The sequence below is a fragment of the Vibrio sp. Vb1018 genome (genome assembly GCF_033338775.1).
GTDB lineage: Bacteria > Pseudomonadota > Gammaproteobacteria > Enterobacterales > Vibrionaceae > Vibrio > Vibrio alginolyticus.
Genome location: NZ_JAWOTI010000023.1, coordinates 1 through 18,239, shown reverse-complemented (window position 1 = coordinate 18,239; position 18,239 = coordinate 1). Strand labels below are relative to the sequence as shown.

Sequence of the window (18,239 nt, the reverse complement as noted above, 5' to 3'; positions counted from 1 at the left end):
GGCCGCTATGCGGCCAGACATAGGAAATAATAATAATCGGAGCAACAAGGATGTATAAAAACACAACCGCTTTATCTGTTGCGATAAGCCTTGCTTTGGGGACAGCAGCAGTTGCAGCCCCAGCAACAGCACTGGCAGAAGAGCAGCAAGTTGAAAAACTTCAAAAGATGAAAGTTACTGGTTCGCGTATCTCCACGACGGATATGGAAGGTCCTTCACCAGTTACTGTTATTAATAGTAAAGACATTGAGTCTAAAGGCTTTAACAGCGCGCAAGACGTATTGAACAGTTTGACCCAAAACACAGGTGGTGTAATGGCTCAAACAGACTCTTTCTCGTTTACACCAGCAGCGCAGTCAGTCAACTTACGTGGCCTTGGCGCGTCGCGCACATTGATTCTTATTGATGGCCGTCGTCTTCCTCAATACCCGCTAGCACAAAATGGTACATCTAACTTCCAAGATATCGGCCAAATCCCTGTCGCCGCCATTGAGCGTGTTGAAGTAATGACCGACTCAGGTTCTGCTATCTACGGCTCCGACGCAATCGGTGGTGTCGTAAACTTCATTTTAAAGAAAGACTTTGATGGCGTTTCTGTAAAAGTACGCGCGGGTGACGCGACGGATGGTGGTTACCAAAATGGTCGTTTAGACGTTGTAGCTGGCAAAAACTTTGACGACAAACGTATTCTCTTCGTTGGCCAATTTGCGGGCAACGAAATGCTAAAGCAATCTGACCGAGATGATTGGGCTGGCGATGACGGTTCTAGCCGTTCTCAGCTAAGTGGCTACTCTAGCTACGGTGCAAACTTTGAAGGCGCCAACGGAACACTCCTAACACCAGCTGATGCTGGTTCTTCATGTAAAGAAGTCGTTGGTGATGCCGCGATTGAACGAGCGGATGGAAAGTGTGGTGTTAACCGCTCTGCGTACCGAACATTAAAACCAGAAAACAAACAAGTAGACCTACTTTTACGTGGTGAAATGGACATTAACGACAATGTCACTGCCATGGCAGAAGCCCGTTTTGGCTACAAGTCTACAGAATCTGAATTCGAACCTAACCCTTACAGCGTAGAAGTTGATGCCACTCACTTCCGCGGCGAAGGCGAATACACTCGCCGTATGGTCGAATTTGGACCACGCGAAAGTAACACTGAAGCCGATTCTTTTGGCTTAACCTTAGGCTTGAACGGCCTGCTTGCTGATACGTATGATTGGGACCTATCCGCTGGTTACTCTGAGCAAAGCGTTGAAACAAGCAACCCAGCAATCTTTCTAACTCTCGACCAAGCTGTACAAAATGGTGATGTCGATCTTCTAGGGCCTATCTCACAAGACGTTGTAGACAAATACAGCGGCACTTCAAGCAAAGAAGCTTACTCAAAGCTTTACTCTGTTAACGGCTCACTGGCTGGTGATTTGGTTGAACTTCCTGCAGGTATGTCTGGCTTTGCTGTTTATGGTGAATGGAACCGTACTGACTACAATGAGACGATTGATGCTACAACAGCAGCTGGTGGTTTCTCTGGTCTAGGTGGAACATCAGGCGGCGGTGACCGCGATCAGATTGGTCTTGGTGTTGAAGCTCTTATTCCTATCATTGAAGATTTAGAAATGACTGTCGCTGGTCGTTACGACCACTACTTCGACGACTCGGCAACTGGTGGCGCATTCACTCCTAAAGTAGCCCTAGCATACCGTCCTACTGACACCCTATTGCTACGTGGTAGCTACGGTCTAGGCTTCCGAGCTCCAGACTTGAAGCGACTATTTGGTGATCAAACTCGAGGCTTTGGTTCTGGCTTTGACCCAGAGCTTTGTGCCAACGCTGGTGGTAGCGGCCCACAAGATAAAGACAAGTACCCAGAGTGTGATACTCAGTACTTCGATACGCTTAATGGCCCTAACTCTGAGCTGAAAGAAGAAACAAGTACAAACATTAACTTGGGCCTAGCGTGGGAGCCTGTGGATGATCTTGGTGTAACTGTTGACTGGTACCACATCAAGATGGAAGACGTCGTAACAGCACCAACTTACCAAGACGTAATTAACGATCCAGGTAAATACCCAGGTACTGAAGTCGTTCGTAACCCAGATGGCACCATCAAGTCGGTATCCTATGGTCCAGTGAACCAGTCGTATGAAGAGCGTTCTGGTATTGACCTAGCGATCAAATACGCATACGACACTAATGAGTTCGGCTCATTTAACACGCGTGTTGCTGTAACGAAGATCTTGATTGCTGAATATCAAGAAAACGACAGCGAGCCTGTAACGGATGAAAGAGATTTCATGCCTGAATACACCGCAACGTTAAATCTTGGCTGGGCATATGAAGATGTCGCTATCAACCTATTTGGTAAATACCGCGACCGTATGTGTTCAAGCTACGCTAACCGTTACTACTTTGATGACTGTGATTCTGCTAAAAAAGCGGGTTACAAAGCAGAAATCGCTAGTATGACAACGTGGAACCTAACGGCTTCTTACCAATTCAACGAGAGTGGTCGTGTAACTCTTGGTGCTATCAACATGTTTGACAAAGTACCGCCTGCAGATCCTCTAAGCGATACCTCTCCATTCTATGCAACTGGGTATGACGATCCAATCGGACGTCAGCTATACGTCGAGGCATCATACGACTTCTAAAAAATATTTGGCGCGGGTTTTCCGCGCCCTTTTCGACTGACTAAAACACTGACAAGGATGCAACCATGAAATTCAAGGAATTTGGTCTCAGTGCCATAGCTGCAGCATTGCTTACTATCAGTAGTAGCTCTATAGCGGCCAACTCTGGTGCTGTCGTTTCCACACAAGCAAAAGCAAATCAATCTTCAGAAGCTTCGCAACAAAAAATCGACAATTATGCCGAAAGTACTGAAGGCATGTTGGCAGAATACAAAGGCTTACTACGTCAAATCGACAGCATGAAAGTCTACAACGAGCAAATTAATCGTATGGTTCAATCACAGCAAGGTGAATTGGACTCATTAAATAACCAAATTGCTCAGATCGATCAAACGGCAACAGAAGTAGTGCCACTAACACTTAAAATGATCGATGCACTCGATGAGTTTGTGACTCTCGATCTGCCTTTCCAGAAAAAAGAACGTAATAAACGTGTCCAAGAACTGCGTCGTCTCATGGATCGCGCCGATGTAACGACTTCTGAGAAATTCCGTAAAGTGATGGAAGCCTACCAAATTGAAGAAGGCTTCTCTCGCTCAATTGAATCTTACAAAGCTAGCCTAGATAGAAATGGGGAAACCGTGACTTACGATTTCCTACGTATTGGTCGCACGGCGCTTTTATTCCAATCTCCAGACGGTGGTGAGACAGGTATGTGGAACCAACAAACACGTCAATGGGAAACATTACCGGAAAGCTACCGCATAGCGGTACAGCAAGGCCTTCGTATCGCGAAGAAGCAAGCGCCACCAGCGCTAATCAAATTGCCTGTATATGCTGGGGAGGAATAAGAGATGAAAGGATTCAAAACTCTAGCCGCTGGTCTACTAGCGAGCTTATTTATGGCTTCAGGCGTACAAGCAGAAACGCCTAAGAACCTATCTGAACTACTCAAAAACGTAAAATCAGAAAGCATCGTTGAGTCAAAAGAGAATAAAGCCCGTGAAGCTGAGTTCAAGAACAACCGAGATAAGCAAGCGGCATTATTGCAACAGGCTCGTGAAGAGCTAGCTTCACAGCAAGCACTGGGCGATCAACTTAAAGCGACATTTGATGAAAACGATAAGCAGCTGACTGAACTAACAGAAACCTTACGTGTTCGCTCTGGTACTTTGGGCGAAATGTTTGGTGTGGTCCGCCAATATGCGGGCGAGTTTAAAGGCTTATTTGCAGCCTCTCAAAACGCAGTTCAGTTCCCAGAGCGTGACGCTCTACTAACGAAACTGGCTGAAAGCAAAGAACTGCCATCAACACAAGAGCTAGAAGCATTCTGGCATACCATTCTTCAACAAGTGGTTGCCTCAGGCGAGACAGCAACAACCCAAGCAACGGTTGTTTATGGCGAAGGTAAAGAAGCGGTTCGCGATGTTACTCTTGTCGGTGAATTTAACGCGATTGCCGATGGTAAGTACGTTACTTATGTACCTCAAACAGGTAAGTTCGAAGAACTCTCTCGACAGCCTCGCACCAATATTACACGTCATGTTGCAGGCTTTGAGTCAGCGTCAAACAGCTATGAGCCACTGTTTATTGACCCATCCCGTGGTGTAATTCTGTCTCTACTTGTACAAAGCCCTACCGTTCAAGAACGTATTGATCAAGGTGGCATTGTAGGTTACGTCATCCTTGGTATGGGTGCAGTTGGCGCTATCATTGCTCTAGTTTGCTTCCTACGCCTTCAAGTGATTGGCGGTAAAATGCGTAAGCAAGCGAAATCAGAAACCGTGATTCCTGGTAACCCTCTGGGTGAAGTTATCCAAGCTTACCAAGAACACAAAGGTGACAACCTTGAAGATCTTGAAGCGAAACTGGACGAAATCATCCTACGTAACGCACCGAGCATTGAACGCTTTATCAGCTCAATCAAGCTATTTGCTTCTGTAGCACCTCTACTTGGCCTACTGGGTACGGTAATGGGTATGATCGGCACATTCCAAGCCATTACTCTGTTCGGTACCGGCGATCCTAAACTGATGGCTGGCGGTATTTCTGAAGCTCTTGTTACCACTATGCTAGGTCTGGTTGTCGCAATTCCATTGCTGTTCCTGTACACCATCGTACACAGTAAAGGTCGTCGTTTGGTTCAAACTCTTGAAGAACAGAGTGCAGGCTTCATCGCTCGCTATCAGGAAAAACTACATAAAGCCGAAAGCTAAGGAGGCGTTATGTGGTGGTTAGTTGGAGAACTTGAATCAATTAGGCGCTTCTTGGGAATGGGTGGCGATGTACTCGTCGCCATCTTCATCCTCAGCTTTATGCTTTGGGCAGTATTGTTAGAACGTTGGTTCTATTTTGCTGCCGTCGCTCCAAAAGCCATGAAAAAAGCCGTTGGCTCATGGCAGGGGCGATCAGAGCACCAGAGCTGGAACGCTAAGATGATCCGACAAGAAATTGTTTCTCGTCAGGACATTGAGAATAAAAAGGGCCTGCCAATCGTGAAAGTGTTGATTGCGCTTTGTCCCTTACTGGGTTTGCTCGGCACCGTTGTTGGCATGATCCAAGTATTCGACATCTTAGCGGTAACAGGAACAGGAAGCCCTCGAGCAATGGCCTCGGGGATCTCAAAGGCAACAATCCCAACTTTAGCCGGGATGGTGGCTTCTCTATCAGGACTGTTCTTTAGTTCACGTCTTGATCATTTAGCCAAAGTCACAACGCAAAAGCTGGAAGATAAGCTAAAGCATATTGCCTGAGTAAATGGAATTAGAGGTATAGGTCATGAAAAGACGCTATAGCAGTGATAGCAGTGATGAAACCGCTATCGATATGACACCGATGCTCGACATCGTATTCATCATGTTGATCTTCTTTATCGTAACAACATCGTTCGTAAAAGAAGCTGGTCTAGAAGTAAACCGCCCGACAGCAAGCTCTGCGCAAACCGTGAAAAAAGGTAACATCATGGTCGCAGTTGGTGCGGCGGGTGATGTTTGGGTTGATAAACGCCGCATCGAAGTGGACGCGGTTCGCGCGAATATTGAACGTCTTCGTGCAGAAAGCCCTGATGGCGCAGTTGTTATCCAAGCCGACACTGAAGCAAATGCTGGCGTAGTCGTGAAGGTTATGGACCAGATCAAAATGGCAGGTGTAGAAAGCATCTCCATTGCCGCAACCAATAAGGATTAAGCTTATGCGGTATCTGGCCTCAATTGCACTGGCGCTCATTGTCTCCCTCGGGTTGTTCTGGGGGATGGACAAGCTAGTAAACAAAGAGCGCCACGAGTTAGTGTCGAATGATGACCTGCGTATGGTCGAGTTTATTCGCATTAAACCAGACGAAAAAATACAGGAGAAAAAACGCGAACTTCCAAAACCACCACCGCCTAAGCGTCCGCCGCCACCGCCAGAAATGAAAGTGACAGCGACAGTAAAACCGGTGATGGAGCAGACCCCAATGGATATGCCAAAGCTTGACCTACCCGTAAATGTTACAGGTGGTTCGGTGCTTGGACATTATAGCCAGGGTGGAGGTGCGCAACTCGCGGGTAGCGGAGGTCCAACACCTCTAGCGACATTCCAACCTCAAATGCCTAGGAAGGCTGCGAAAGCAGGAATAGAAAAAGGGGTCGTCTTATTAGAGTTTACTGTCAACGCACGTGGTGCCGTAGAGGACATCAAAGTTCTTAAAGAGCAACCACGACGCTTAGGCCTCGGTCGAGCGGCAAGAAAAACAGTCTCTAAATGGACATTTAAACCAAAATTGGTTGACGGGAAACCTGTTAGCTCGCGCCTATCGCAAGAAATAGAGTTCTCAACCAATTAAGGAGTCACGATGAAAAGTTTATGGAAAAGCAAAGTGGCTTCTTTAATTCTCTTCGCAGGAGTGGCAATGGCCGCTCCTACGATGGCAAAAGAAGCTCCTCAGTTATCAGATCGGACATTTCGAACCGTTAACAAAGTGCAAGAGTTGATCGCAACTGAAAAATATTCAGCAGCGAAAGAAAAACTAGCAAGCGCTTTAGAAAGCACAAGTTCGAAAAAATACGACCGAGCAGTTTTACTTCAGCAGACTGGCTTTTTGTATTCGCTACAAGACAATTATGTGCAAGCAGCAAAATACTTTGCCGAAGCATTACAGCTCGACGCACTTCCCGTTCCGGTTGCTCAACAAGTTCGCTACAGCTTGGCTCAGCTTTACCTAGCTGAAGAAAAGTATACGTTGTCTGTAAAAACGATGAAGGAATGGTTCAAGGTTGCAGAAACAACCAAAGAGAAGCCTCAAGCTCATGCTTATATCACGTTAGCGAGCGCTTATGTTCAGTTGGAAGATTACAAAAATGCAATCCCGCCAACCAAAAAAGCCATCGCGATGAGCAAGAGCCCAAGTGAATCTTGGTACTTAATTCTCGTTGCATCTCACTACGAGTTAGGCCAGCTGAAAAGCGTTGCCAGTGTACTCAAAACTCTGACTTCAAAGTACCCTCAGAAAAAGCGTTACTGGATGCAACTTTCTGGTGTCTACATGGAGCTAGGTCAAGAACGCAACTCTCTAGCCACCCTAGAAATGGTTTACAAAATGGGGAAACTAGAAGGAGAGAAGGAATATTTACGCTTTGTAAACTTCTTGGCTTATCAAGGTATTCCATATAAAGCAGCCAAAACTCTTGAAAAGGAAATGGCAGCTGGAAACATTGAAAAGACGAAGGAAAACTATGACCGCCTAGCCAGCTTCTGGCAGCAAGCTAAAGAGCTAGATAAATCAATTCTCGCTTATAAAAAGTCATATAACCTCGCTCCTTCTGCTAAAACGCAAATTCAGATTGCTCGCTTAATGATACAAGACAAGCAGTATTCTGAAGCAACTCGTTTTGTAGAAAGCGCGGCATCCAGTGCCTCTAAAGAGCAAAAGGCAGAACTTGAATACATTCGCGGGATGGCCTATTTCGAGCTTAAGCAGCCACAAAAGGCCTTGCAGGCGATGAAAGGCGCTGCTCAATCGCCAAAATTCAGGTCAACCGTTAGCCCTTGGATAAATTTCCTAGAGTCTCAAGGATAATTCGAAGATTAAGTGTGAGTCAGTCGCACGCCTGGGGAAGTGAAAGCTTCCCCTTTTTTCCGTTTTATCTTTATTAACCCCTATTTTTAACCAGAGTCACTCACGCGAGCCAAATCGGGACTCTAAACCTAAAATCAGCACACTAAACGGTTGTAGAAATGGTTTTAATAACAGAGTGCGCGGATGGTAAGTCCTGTATCACGCTCCTTCTTCGCTGTTTAGGAACACTCTGGCGTAAGTAACTATTTCATCTGAGACGATCACAGACAGAAAGATCAACTGGTAACAAAATAGAGATCATGATACTCTTCGCCTCCATTTTTCTGGCGGGATTATCACCAATATCCACCCCTTTGGTGGTTGATTTCTCAATGCCAGTGCTATCGTTATAAGAATGTCGAACTTTCCTTCGGCACTCAATCAATCCAATCAAAAGTGGAACAGTACAATGGGCAAAGGTACTCTCTATATCGTATCTGCACCTAGCGGCGCAGGTAAATCTAGCTTGATCTCAGCGATGTTGGAACGCAACCCAACCTACGCAATGAAAGTGTCTGTGTCTCACACCACGCGCAACATGCGACCTGGTGAAGAAAATGGTGTCCACTACCATTTTGTAGCGAAAGATGAGTTTGAAGCCCTGATCGCTAAAGGTGACTTCCTAGAATACGCAGAAGTGTTTGGTAATTATTACGGCACATCTCGTGTATGGATTGAAGAAACACTAAATAAAGGTATCGACGTTTTTCTAGATATCGACTGGCAAGGCGCACGCCAAATCCGTGAACAAATGCCAGAAGCCAAAAGCATCTTCATCCTGCCACCATCAAACGGTGAGTTAGAGCGTCGCTTGAACACTCGTGGTCAAGATAGCGATGAAGTGATCGCAAAGCGTATGGCTGAAGCCAAGTCGGAAATCTCTCATTACAACGAGTACGACTACGTGATCGTAAACGACGATTTTGATACCGCTTTGATGGATTTTAAAGCTATCTTGCGTGCTGAAAGATTGAAGGAAGAAAAGCAAGCTGCTAAATATAAAGGTATGCTTGACGCGTTGTTAGCAGAGTAACTTCAAAAAAGTCACGCTGTAAAACATAAAGAATTTCCCGTTTTTTGCCCAGTGCGAAAAACACAATAAACTACCTGAGAAAGTCCACAAACGGTGGCTTGTCTAATTGCTAGTAAATAAAGTAGTTAGGTTGTATACTTTCTCGTCATTCTAAAATTTTAGTTAACTATTTGGAGTCCTCATGGCACGCGTAACTGTTCAAGACGCTGTTGAAAAAGTTGGCAACCGTTTCGACCTAGTACTGATTGCGGCTCGCCGCGCTCGTCAAATGCAAACTGGCGGTAAAGATGCACTAGTGCCAGAAGAGAACGATAAGCCAACGGTTATCGCTCTACGCGAAATCGAAGAAGGTTTAATTACTAAAGAAGTTCTAGACGCTCGTGAACGTCAAGAACAGCAAGAGCAAGAAGCGGCAGAGCTAGCGGCAGTAAGCAGCATCGCTCACAACCGTTAATTCTGACTTTAGAATTCAACAACCTCCCGGGCCTATAATTTGTATCTATTCGATAGCCTCAAAGACGTTGCCCAAGAATACCTAACAGAGCCTCAGATTGAGGCTCTGCGTCAATCTTATGTGGTAGCGAGAGATGCCCATGAAGGGCAAACCCGCTCTAGCGGTGAACCATACATCATCCACCCTGTCGCTGTGGCTCGTATCTTGGCCGAAATGCGCCTTGATATCGAAACCCTCCAAGCTGCTTTGCTGCATGACGTCATTGAAGACTGTGATGTAACTAAAGAAGATCTCGAAGAGAAATTCGGCAACACTGTCGCAGAATTGGTTGATGGTGTATCTAAACTGGACAAACTCAAATTCCGCGATAGGAAAGAGGCTCAGGCTGAGAACTTTCGTAAGATGGTTCTGGCCATGGTGCAAGATATCCGCGTCATTCTGATCAAACTGGCTGACCGCACGCATAACATGCGTACGCTTGGCGCGCTTCGACCAGATAAAAAGCGTCGTATTGCTCGTGAAACGTTAGAAATTTACGCGCCCCTCGCTCATCGTCTTGGTATTCACAATATCAAAACCGAACTCGAAGAGTTGGGCTTTGAGGCGCTATATCCCAACCGCTACCGCGTACTGAAAGAAGTGGTTAAAGCCGCACGTGGTAATCGTAAAGAGATGATCCAACGCATTCACAGCGAAATAGAAGGCCGTCTGCAAGATTTTGGCTTGAATGCTCGCGTCGTTGGTCGTGAGAAAAACCTGTTCTCTATCTACAACAAGATGAAAACCAAAGAACAGCGCTTTCACACCATCATGGATATCTATGCGTTCCGAGTCGTTGTTGATACCGCTGATACTTGTTATCGCGTTTTAGGCCAAGTACACAGCTTGTATAAGCCACGTCCTGGTCGCATGAAAGATTACATCGCGGTACCAAAGGCGAACGGCTATCAATCGCTACACACTTCCATGGTTGGCCCACACGGCGTACCTGTTGAAGTTCAGATCCGTACTGAAGATATGGATCAAATGGCGGACAAAGGTGTCGCGGCACACTGGTCTTACAAAGACAAAGGCGACAAGTCTGGTACCACTGCGCAAGTGAAAGCTCAGCGTTGGATGCAAAGCCTGTTAGAGCTACAACAAAGCGCGGGTAACTCATTCGAATTCATTGAAAACGTAAAATCCGATCTTTTCCCAGATGAGATTTACGTCTTCACACCAAAAGGTCGTATCGTTGAACTACCTTTAGGCGCAACGGCTGTCGACTTTGCCTATGCCGTACATACCGATGTAGGCAACTCTTGTGTTGGTGCTCGTGTTGATCGTAACCCTTACCCATTGAGTAAGGCATTGAAAAACGGTCAGACAGTGGAAATTATCAGTGCCCCTGGTGCGCGTCCGAATGCGGCATGGCTGAACTATGTCGTGACTTCTCGTGCCCGCACTAAGATTCGACAAGTACTGAAAACGATGCGTCGTGAAGAGTCGATTACTTTAGGTCGTCGCCTACTTAATCACGCACTTGGCCGTCACTCGATTGATTCAATTTATCCAGAAAATATCCAAGAAGTCTTGAATGATCTTCGCCTAGAAAGCATCGATGATTTATTGGCTGCTATTGGATTGGGTGAGTTGATGAGCATTGTGATCGCACGTCGTCTCCTTGGTGACACCGAAGAGCTCACGACAACAAGTTCAATCCCAACGGACTCGAAGAAGAAGCTTCCGATTCGTGGCGCAGAAGGCTTATTGCTGACGTTTGCAAATTGTTGTCATCCTATCCCAGATGATCACATTATTGCTCACGTATCGCCTGGTCGTGGTTTGGTTGTTCACCGAGAAACATGTCCGAACGTTCGTGGTTATCAGAAAGAGCCAGACCGTTATATGGCTGTCGCTTGGTCTGAAGACTACGATAAAGAGTTCATTGCTGAACTTAAAGTCGACATGCTTAACAACCAAGGTGCTCTTGCAGAACTTACCAACGTGATCTCGAAAACAGGATCAAACATTCATGGCCTTTCAACGGAAGAACGTGATGGTCGTCTATACACTGTGACTGTGCTGTTGACGACGAAAGATCGTGTCCACCTTGCTGGTATCATGCGTAAGATTAAGGCAATGCCTCAAGCAACCCGAGTCAGACGCAGAAAGAACTAACCTCTATCGCCACCTACTCTGTTAGGTGGCGATTTTTTATACCTCAATAAATATGAACCTAGAACGTTACAACCGTATTCACCAAGTCCTAAAAACTCGCCAAACTGATCTGACACTTTGTCTCGAAGAAGTACATAAGCCAAACAACGTCTCTGCTGTGATCCGCACCGCTGACGCGACAGGCTTACACAAAGTTCACGCAATTTGGCCAGACAAAATGCGTACGCTGAGCCATACCTCAGCTGGCGCGCGTAACTGGGTTGAAGTGGATACTCACGATTCGATTGAAACTGCGATTACCGAACTCAAAGCGCAAGGTATGCAGGTTTTGGTGACCAATCTTTCGGACACCGCCGTCGATTTTCGCGAGATCGACTACACCAGACCAACGGCAATCATTTTAGGCAGTGAAAAAGTTGGCGCTTCGGAGCAAGCCAAACAGCTTGCCGATCAAGACATTATTATCCCAATGGTGGGCATGGTGCAGTCACTAAACGTATCGGTTGCCAGTGCCGTAATTTTGTATGAAGCGCAACGTCAACGTGAAGCCGCAGGCATGTACGACCGAGAAGAAAGCGCTCTGCCTAAAGAGACAATCAACCGTATTCTCTTTGAACGTGGTCACCCAGTGCTGGCAAAGGTCGCGAAACGAAAAGGGCTCGTTTACCCACCACTCGATGAAGAAGGTCAAATCATCGCCGATGACGCGTGGTGGCAAGAGATGCAAAGCAAGTAACAGACTTTCGTCATCCTGAACGGCGGCGAAGGAGCGTGGTTCAGGATCTAATTCTCAAATATACAGATGCTGATAGTGTTAACTTCAGCGACATACTTGTTGAAAATAGAATCCTGATGTCGCTAAAGCTCCTCGGAATGATAGGTTATCAGTCAAATCATGACACTAACTAAAGCATGACTATTTTTTCCTGTACAAAAACACAGCTCCATGGTTAACATACTGCTATGTTAACCATTTTCTTGAGCCCTCTATGTCCGCCCAAATGTTATCTGGCGTCCCATTAACCTCCCTTTCTGGAGTTGGCGCGAAAGTCGCAGAAAAACTCGCCAAAGTTGGCTTACATAGCGTTCAAGATTTGCTGTTTCACCTTCCGTTACGCTACGAAGATCGTACTCGTATTTACCCTATTGCCAAACTGCATGCTGGCCTTTGGGCGGCCGTGCAAGGTAAGGTCATGGCAGTCGACACCATCTTCGGTAAGCGCAAAATGCTAACGGTAAAAATCAGCGACGGTAATGGCACTATCACGCTGCGCTTTTTCAACTTTACCGCAGCCATGAAGAACAATTTCACGCAAGGTAAGTTAGTACATGCTTACGGTGAAATTAAGCGCGGTGGCATGGGTTTGGAAATTGTTCATCCTGACTACAAGTTTTACGTCAGCGAGCAAAAGCCCGATGTAGAACAGAGCTTAACCCCTGTTTATCCCACCACCGATGGATTGCGTCAAATCACATTGCGCAACCTTACCGAACAAGCTTTAGCCCTGCTTGATAAAACCGCAGTGCAGGAATTACTTCCAGCGGGGTTGTATGACCATCAAATCACGATGTCGCAAGCACTGCACACCATTCATCGCCCACCACCAACCATTAATTTAGATGAGTTTGACGAAGGCAAACATCCTGCCCAAATCCGCTTGATCATGGAAGAATTGCTCGCACAAAACTTATCGATGCTGGCGGTGCGTAGCAAAGGTCAGAAGGATTCAGCGCTACCTCTCGGTCCTTGTAATAAACTAAAAACGCAGCTTTTAGCCCAACTGCCTTTCTCTCCTACAAACGCTCAAACCCGAGTCGTACAAGAGATTGAAGCCGATCTAGAAAAACCGCACCCAATGATGCGATTAGTGCAAGGCGATGTTGGTTCGGGGAAAACATTGGTTGCCGCCTTGGCCGCTGTTAGAGCCATTGAGCATGGCCATCAGGTGGCACTCATGGCGCCAACCGAACTATTGGCCGAGCAACACGCTATCAACTTCGCAAACTGGTTTGAGAGAATGGGCATTCAAGTCGGTTGGTTAGCGGGCAAACTCAAAGGTAAGGCAAAGGAAGCCGAGCTGGCTCGTATTGCCAGTGGTGAAGCGCAAATGGTAGTGGGTACTCACGCGCTATTCCAAGAGCACGTTGAATTTCATCACCTTGCTTTGGTCATCATTGATGAACAGCACCGCTTCGGTGTCCATCAGCGATTAGAATTGCGTGAAAAAGGTGCAAAACAAGGCGCTTATCCACATCAGCTCATCATGACAGCAACGCCGATTCCGCGAACGTTAGCCATGACTGCCTATGCTGACTTAGAAACGTCGGTGATTGACGAGTTACCGCCAGGTCGAACACCAATCCAGACTGTCGCGATTCCAGACACCAAACGCAATGATATCGTCGAACGTGTCCGAAATGCCTGCTTAAACGAAGGCAAGCAGGCATATTGGGTGTGTACCCTGATTGATGAGTCGGAAGTATTAGAAGCGCAAGCCGCGGCAGATACCGCAGAAGAGCTTCAACGTAAGCTACCGGACGTAAAAATTGGTCTAGTACACGGACGAATGAAGCCGGCAGAGAAACAAGCGGTGATGCAAGATTTCAAAGACAATAAACTGCATTTGCTGGTCGCAACGACAGTGATTGAAGTTGGTGTGGATGTGCCAAACTCTAGCTTGATGATCATAGAAAACCCTGAACGTCTTGGTTTGGCACAATTACACCAGTTAAGAGGTCGCGTGGGCCGAGGTTCCGTTGCTAGCCATTGTGTGCTGCTGTACCACTCTCCGCTGTCAAAAACCGCGCAAAAACGTCTCGGAGTACTACGTGAAAGTAACGATGGCTTCGTCATTGCGCAGAAAGACCTAGAAATTCGTGGCCCTGGAGAACTATTGGGTACAAAGCAGACAGGTCTTGCTGATTTCAAAATCGCAGACTTAGTTCGAGATCAACGCCTGATTCCCGAAGTTCAGCGTATTGCGCGTCATATTCATGACAATTACCCGACTAACGCAACAGCAATTATCGATCGCTGGTTGGGTGAGCGGGATATTTACTCCAAAGCGTAATGATTGAAAGCGAGCCAAATGGCTCGTTTTTTAATACGCCAAAAACAAAGCAAACGTTTGCTTTTTGAGTAAATCTCTCTATAATCGCGCACAAATTTTTAAGTGTGTTAGATCACACTCCACCAACCTGAGTTGACTCTGATTAACAGCAATCACAGGTAACGACGTCAACTCCACCCTGCTCTCCCATTCAGCGAGAACTAGGGAAATATTGCGACTAGCGAGACAAACAATGACAACTTCAAACCGATCTTCGGAACTGGTCTATCAACTCAACGATCGACCACCTTTGCCTCAAACCATTTTTGCCGCACTTCAGCACTTATTGGCGATGTTCGTCGCGGTTATCACTCCGTCACTGATCATCTGTCAGTCTTTGGGTGTACCTGCAGACCAAACGAACACCATCATCAGCATGTCTTTATTTGCGTCAGGCGTGTCTTCGTTTATTCAAATTCGCACCGTTGGCCCAATTGGCTCTGGTTTGCTCTCTGTTCAAGGCACCAGCTTTAACTTTTTAGGTCCTATTATTGGAGCAGGCCTATCGCTGAAAGCCGGTGGAGCAGACATCAGCACCATGATGGCTGCCATTTTTGGTACGATTTTAGTCGCATCATTTGCAGAAATTTTCCTATCTCGCGTATTGGAGCATGCCCGCCGAATCATCACTCCGCTCGTTTCAGGCATCGTCGTCACTCTTATCGGTCTCACACTGATTCAAGTCGGCTTAGTATCAATGGGCGGTGGCTACGCAGCATTAAATGAAGGAACCTTCGGCAGCTTAGACAAACTTGCTCTGGCTGGGACGGTACTTGGATTAATTGTGATTTTAAACCGCTCGAAAAACCCATACATCCGTGTGGCTTCAATCGTGATTGCGATGCTAGTGGGTTACATCATGGCGTATTTTATGGGGATGGTAGATACTTCTCAGCTAGGCGCAACTGAGATCGTAGCACTGCCCGTACCAATGCAATATGGCTTATCGTTTGACTGGTCTCTGTTCATTCCGCTGGTACTGATTTTCTTTATTACCGCACTAGAGGCCATCGGTGATATTACCGCAACATCTGAAGTGTCTGGTGAGCCAGTAAAAGGCCCAGTGTACATGGAACGCATTAAGGGCGGTGTGTTAGCAGACGGCTTAAACTCCGCAATCGCAGCCGTTTTCAACAGCTTCCCGAACTCAACGTTTAGCCAGAATAACGGCATCATCATGCTAACAGGAGTCGCGAGCCGCTACGTGGGTTACTTTATTTCTGGCATGTTAGTGATTCTTGGCTTGTTCCCAGGTGTCGCTAGCTTTGTTCAGCTGATTCCTGAGCCAGTACTTGGCGGCGCAACGATTGTCATGTTTGGTACGATTGCTGCCGCTGGTGTGCGTATTATCTCTCGTGTTGAGCTCGATCGCCGCGCAATTCTGATCATGGCCTTATCCTTCTCAATGGGACTTGGTATCGCACAAAAACCAGAGATCCTGCAATTTATGCCAGAATTTATTAAGAGTATTTTCTCAACTGGTGTTGCAGCAGGTGGCATCACAGCGATCATTTTAAATCTACTTCTGCCAGAGAAACTGGAAGACGAAGATGAACTTCCTCAGGAAGTGAAAGAGTCTTAAGATTATTGAGAATAAGAAAAGCCCAACCTAATTAGGTTGGGCTTTTTGTTTTAAAGGGTGCGGGCCATCGACTTACTTGGTAGGAAAGCTGATTTGAGCGATTAAACCGCCTTCACTGCGATTACGCATCACCACAGAGCCTGAATGTTGGCTGATTATACGCTTCACAATCGCCAACCCTAGCCCAGTGCCTTCACTACCGCGAGCGGTGTCACCACGCGTAAAGGGTTCAAATAACCTCGCGATTTGAGAATGCTCGATACCCGGTCCGTTGTCCTCTACTGAAATCCACACTAGCTGCTTATCTGCTGTCACACCAGTGCTGATTTTGACCCAGCCATTGCCATAACGTAGCGCATTCACAACTAAGTTACTGATCGCCCGCTTAATCGCAATCGCACTTCCTTTGGCTGGCGGCAAGTTAAGATTAAGATCTGTTTCAATTTCAACCTCATAACCACCTTCAGAACTGGCGACGTCACTGGCAATCGTACTGATATCAACCGCTTCAAACGATTCTTGGTTCACCGGTTTGAGATAATCCATAAACTGACTGATGATCTCATTACATTCTTCCGTATCGCTAATGATCCCCTCCGCAAGATAGCTGTCCTCAGGAGACATCATTTCTGTCGCTAGGCGAATACGCGTCAGAGGCGTTCGTAAGTCATGGCTAATCCCCGCCATTAATAAGGCTCGGTCTTCTTCTAGCTCTTGAATACCTTTCGACATTTGATTAAAGGCTCGAGTTACAGAGCGAATTTCCGATGCGCCTTTTTCTGCCAACGGTGGCGGGATTTCGCCTCGACCGACGTCTTTCGCGGCTCTCTCTAAAGCCAAAAGTGGGCGGTTTTGTAAACGAATAAACAACCAACCACCAGCAATGATCAGCAGCGCCATAATCAAACTGTTACGAAACAGCGGTGCAAAATCTTCTTCTTGCAGCTCAGATAACGGAATACGAATGATGGAGTTCGGCAACTTTTCGATGTGCATCCACAAAATGTAACTTTCATCGCCAAGCAATAAGCGTACTTCTGTAGGCGAACCCAGCTCTTGGCTCATTTCTTCAGACATCAAATCAATCGACATTGCGTGATGAAATTCAATCGCCTTATCGCTGTCAAGGCTGTGAACCGTCACCCCTAATCTTTCTAATAATTGACGCCTTAACGGTGCATCAGACTTTAAAGGTCCTTCATCATCAAGCACCAAATTGAGCTCATGGGCGAGAATTTTATTGAACTGCTGCAAACTCGGCATCAACGCGTAGTTAAAAACGGCGTAGTAAGAGAAAACTTGGCTCGCGAGAAGCAAAGAGATGAACAGCAGAATAGATTGTGTCAGTGAACTTCGGATGCGCATGGAACGTTCCTAGTGGTCCTAATCGCGAAATTTCAGCCTTCAAAGGGAAGGTAATGAAGGCTGAAGTTGCTATAGCCAAGTGCTGGCTATGGAGTGAAGAGGTTACACCTCTTTGCCGTCTGGGACGAAAACATAACCTAGGCCCCATACGGTTTGAATGTAGCGCGGCTTGCTCGGATCGTCTTCTAACATGCGACGTAAACGTGAGATTTGTACGTCAATAGAGCGTTCCATTGCAGAATATTCACGGCCACGCGCCATGTTCATCAATTTATCTCGTGACATTGGCTCACGCGCATTCATCACGAGCGCCTTTAGGACAGCAAACTCTCCAGAGGTGAGTGGCATTGCCTCGTCACCGCGGAACATCTCGCGAGTGCCTAGATTGAGTCGGAACTCCCCGAACTCCACCACTTTTTCTTCCGTGCTTGGTGCGCCCGGCAACTCTACAGTTTGGCGGCGTAATACTGCCTTGATGCGAGCCAACAATTCGCGTGGGTTAAACGGTTTTGGCAAATAATCATCCGCCCCTACCTCAAGACCTACGATGCGGTCCACTTCATCACCTTTCGCGGTGAGCATTAAGATTGGCAACATATTGTTCGCGTGGCGTAGACGACGACAAATTGACAAACCGTCTTCACCTGGCAACATTAGGTCCAGCACCATTAAGTGAAAGTTTTCGCGCGTTAGTAGGCGATCCATCTGTTCGCCATTGGCGACACTTCGTACCTGAAAACCTTGCTCAGAAAGGTAACGCTCCAATAGAGCACGTAAACGAGCATCGTCATCAACCACTAAAATTTTATG

General features: G+C 46.6%; 15 protein-coding genes. 13 read left to right on the top strand and 2 right to left on the bottom strand.

Annotation, left to right across the window (positions count from 1 at the left end; all coding sequences use genetic code 11):
- Positions 1–50 precede the first annotated feature (50 nt).
- The 13 genes from R7Z10_RS19740 to R7Z10_RS19680 all read left to right on the top strand — a co-directional run bounded on the left by R7Z10_RS19740 (position 51) and on the right by R7Z10_RS19680 (position 16,064).
- Positions 51–2,651: a TonB-dependent siderophore receptor gene (locus tag R7Z10_RS19740; RefSeq protein WP_137281641.1), complete on the top strand. Its 2,601-nt coding sequence runs from the start codon at positions 51–53 to the stop codon at positions 2,649–2,651.
- Between the two features lie 65 nt (positions 2,652–2,716).
- Positions 2,717–3,481, top strand: a complete 765-nt coding sequence (locus R7Z10_RS19735) for a DUF3450 domain-containing protein (protein ID WP_005379365.1) — start codon at positions 2,717–2,719, stop codon at positions 3,479–3,481.
- 3 nt (positions 3,482–3,484) lie between these two features.
- Positions 3,485–4,846 carry a MotA/TolQ/ExbB proton channel family protein gene (locus R7Z10_RS19730; protein ID WP_017634999.1) on the top strand — a complete coding sequence of 454 codons (1,362 nt, stop codon included), beginning with the start codon at positions 3,485–3,487 and terminating at the stop codon, positions 4,844–4,846.
- A gap of 9 nt (positions 4,847–4,855) precedes the next feature.
- Positions 4,856–5,383 carry a MotA/TolQ/ExbB proton channel family protein gene (locus tag R7Z10_RS19725; RefSeq protein WP_005379363.1) on the top strand — a complete coding sequence of 176 codons (528 nt, stop codon included), beginning with the start codon at positions 4,856–4,858 and terminating at the stop codon, positions 5,381–5,383.
- 25 nt (positions 5,384–5,408) lie between these two features.
- Positions 5,409–5,816, top strand: coding sequence for a biopolymer transporter ExbD (locus tag R7Z10_RS19720; RefSeq protein WP_005379359.1), 408 nt, complete (start codon positions 5,409–5,411; stop codon positions 5,814–5,816).
- A 4-nt stretch (positions 5,817–5,820) separates the two neighbouring features.
- Entirely contained in the window at positions 5,821–6,453 is a 633-nt protein-coding gene (locus R7Z10_RS19715; protein ID WP_005379353.1) for an energy transducer TonB, read from the top strand.
- A 9-nt stretch (positions 6,454–6,462) separates the two neighbouring features.
- A complete protein-coding gene (locus R7Z10_RS19710; protein ID WP_005379348.1) occupies positions 6,463–7,686 on the top strand; it encodes a lipopolysaccharide assembly protein LapB in 1,224 nt (407 codons plus the stop codon).
- A gap of 448 nt (positions 7,687–8,134) precedes the next feature.
- A complete protein-coding gene (gene gmk, locus R7Z10_RS19705) occupies positions 8,135–8,758 on the top strand; it encodes a guanylate kinase (protein ID WP_005379347.1) in 624 nt (207 codons plus the stop codon).
- A gap of 181 nt (positions 8,759–8,939) precedes the next feature.
- The gene (rpoZ, locus tag R7Z10_RS19700) at positions 8,940–9,212 is read left to right on the top strand and encodes a DNA-directed RNA polymerase subunit omega (RefSeq protein ID WP_005379346.1); all 273 of its coding nucleotides are present in this window, start codon (positions 8,940–8,942) and stop codon (positions 9,210–9,212) included.
- A gap of 39 nt (positions 9,213–9,251) precedes the next feature.
- On the top strand, positions 9,252–11,372 hold the full coding sequence (gene spoT, locus R7Z10_RS19695) for a bifunctional GTP diphosphokinase/guanosine-3',5'-bis pyrophosphate 3'-pyrophosphohydrolase (RefSeq protein WP_005379340.1): 2,121 nt from the start codon (positions 9,252–9,254) through the stop codon (positions 11,370–11,372).
- Positions 11,373–11,424: 52 nt separating this feature from the next.
- Entirely contained in the window at positions 11,425–12,108 is a 684-nt protein-coding gene (trmH, locus tag R7Z10_RS19690; RefSeq protein ID WP_017635001.1) for a tRNA (guanosine(18)-2'-O)-methyltransferase TrmH, read from the top strand.
- Positions 12,109–12,361: 253 nt separating this feature from the next.
- Positions 12,362–14,443 (top strand): ATP-dependent DNA helicase RecG, encoded by a 2,082-nt coding sequence (gene recG / locus R7Z10_RS19685; protein WP_033905919.1) that lies wholly within the window; start codon positions 12,362–12,364, stop codon positions 14,441–14,443.
- 232 nt (positions 14,444–14,675) lie between these two features.
- The gene (locus R7Z10_RS19680; RefSeq protein ID WP_033905917.1) at positions 14,676–16,064 is read left to right on the top strand and encodes a uracil-xanthine permease family protein; all 1,389 of its coding nucleotides are present in this window, start codon (positions 14,676–14,678) and stop codon (positions 16,062–16,064) included.
- A 72-nt stretch (positions 16,065–16,136) separates the two neighbouring features.
- Here the strand turns inward: R7Z10_RS19680 and envZ are convergent, their stop codons facing one another.
- Entirely contained in the window at positions 16,137–17,429 is a 1,293-nt protein-coding gene (gene envZ / locus R7Z10_RS19675) for a two-component system sensor histidine kinase EnvZ (protein WP_017820700.1), read from the bottom strand.
- A gap of 102 nt (positions 17,430–17,531) precedes the next feature.
- Positions 17,532–18,239: two-component system response regulator OmpR (ompR, locus tag R7Z10_RS19670; RefSeq protein WP_318105680.1), on the bottom strand; the 708-nt coding region annotated here is incomplete at its 5' end.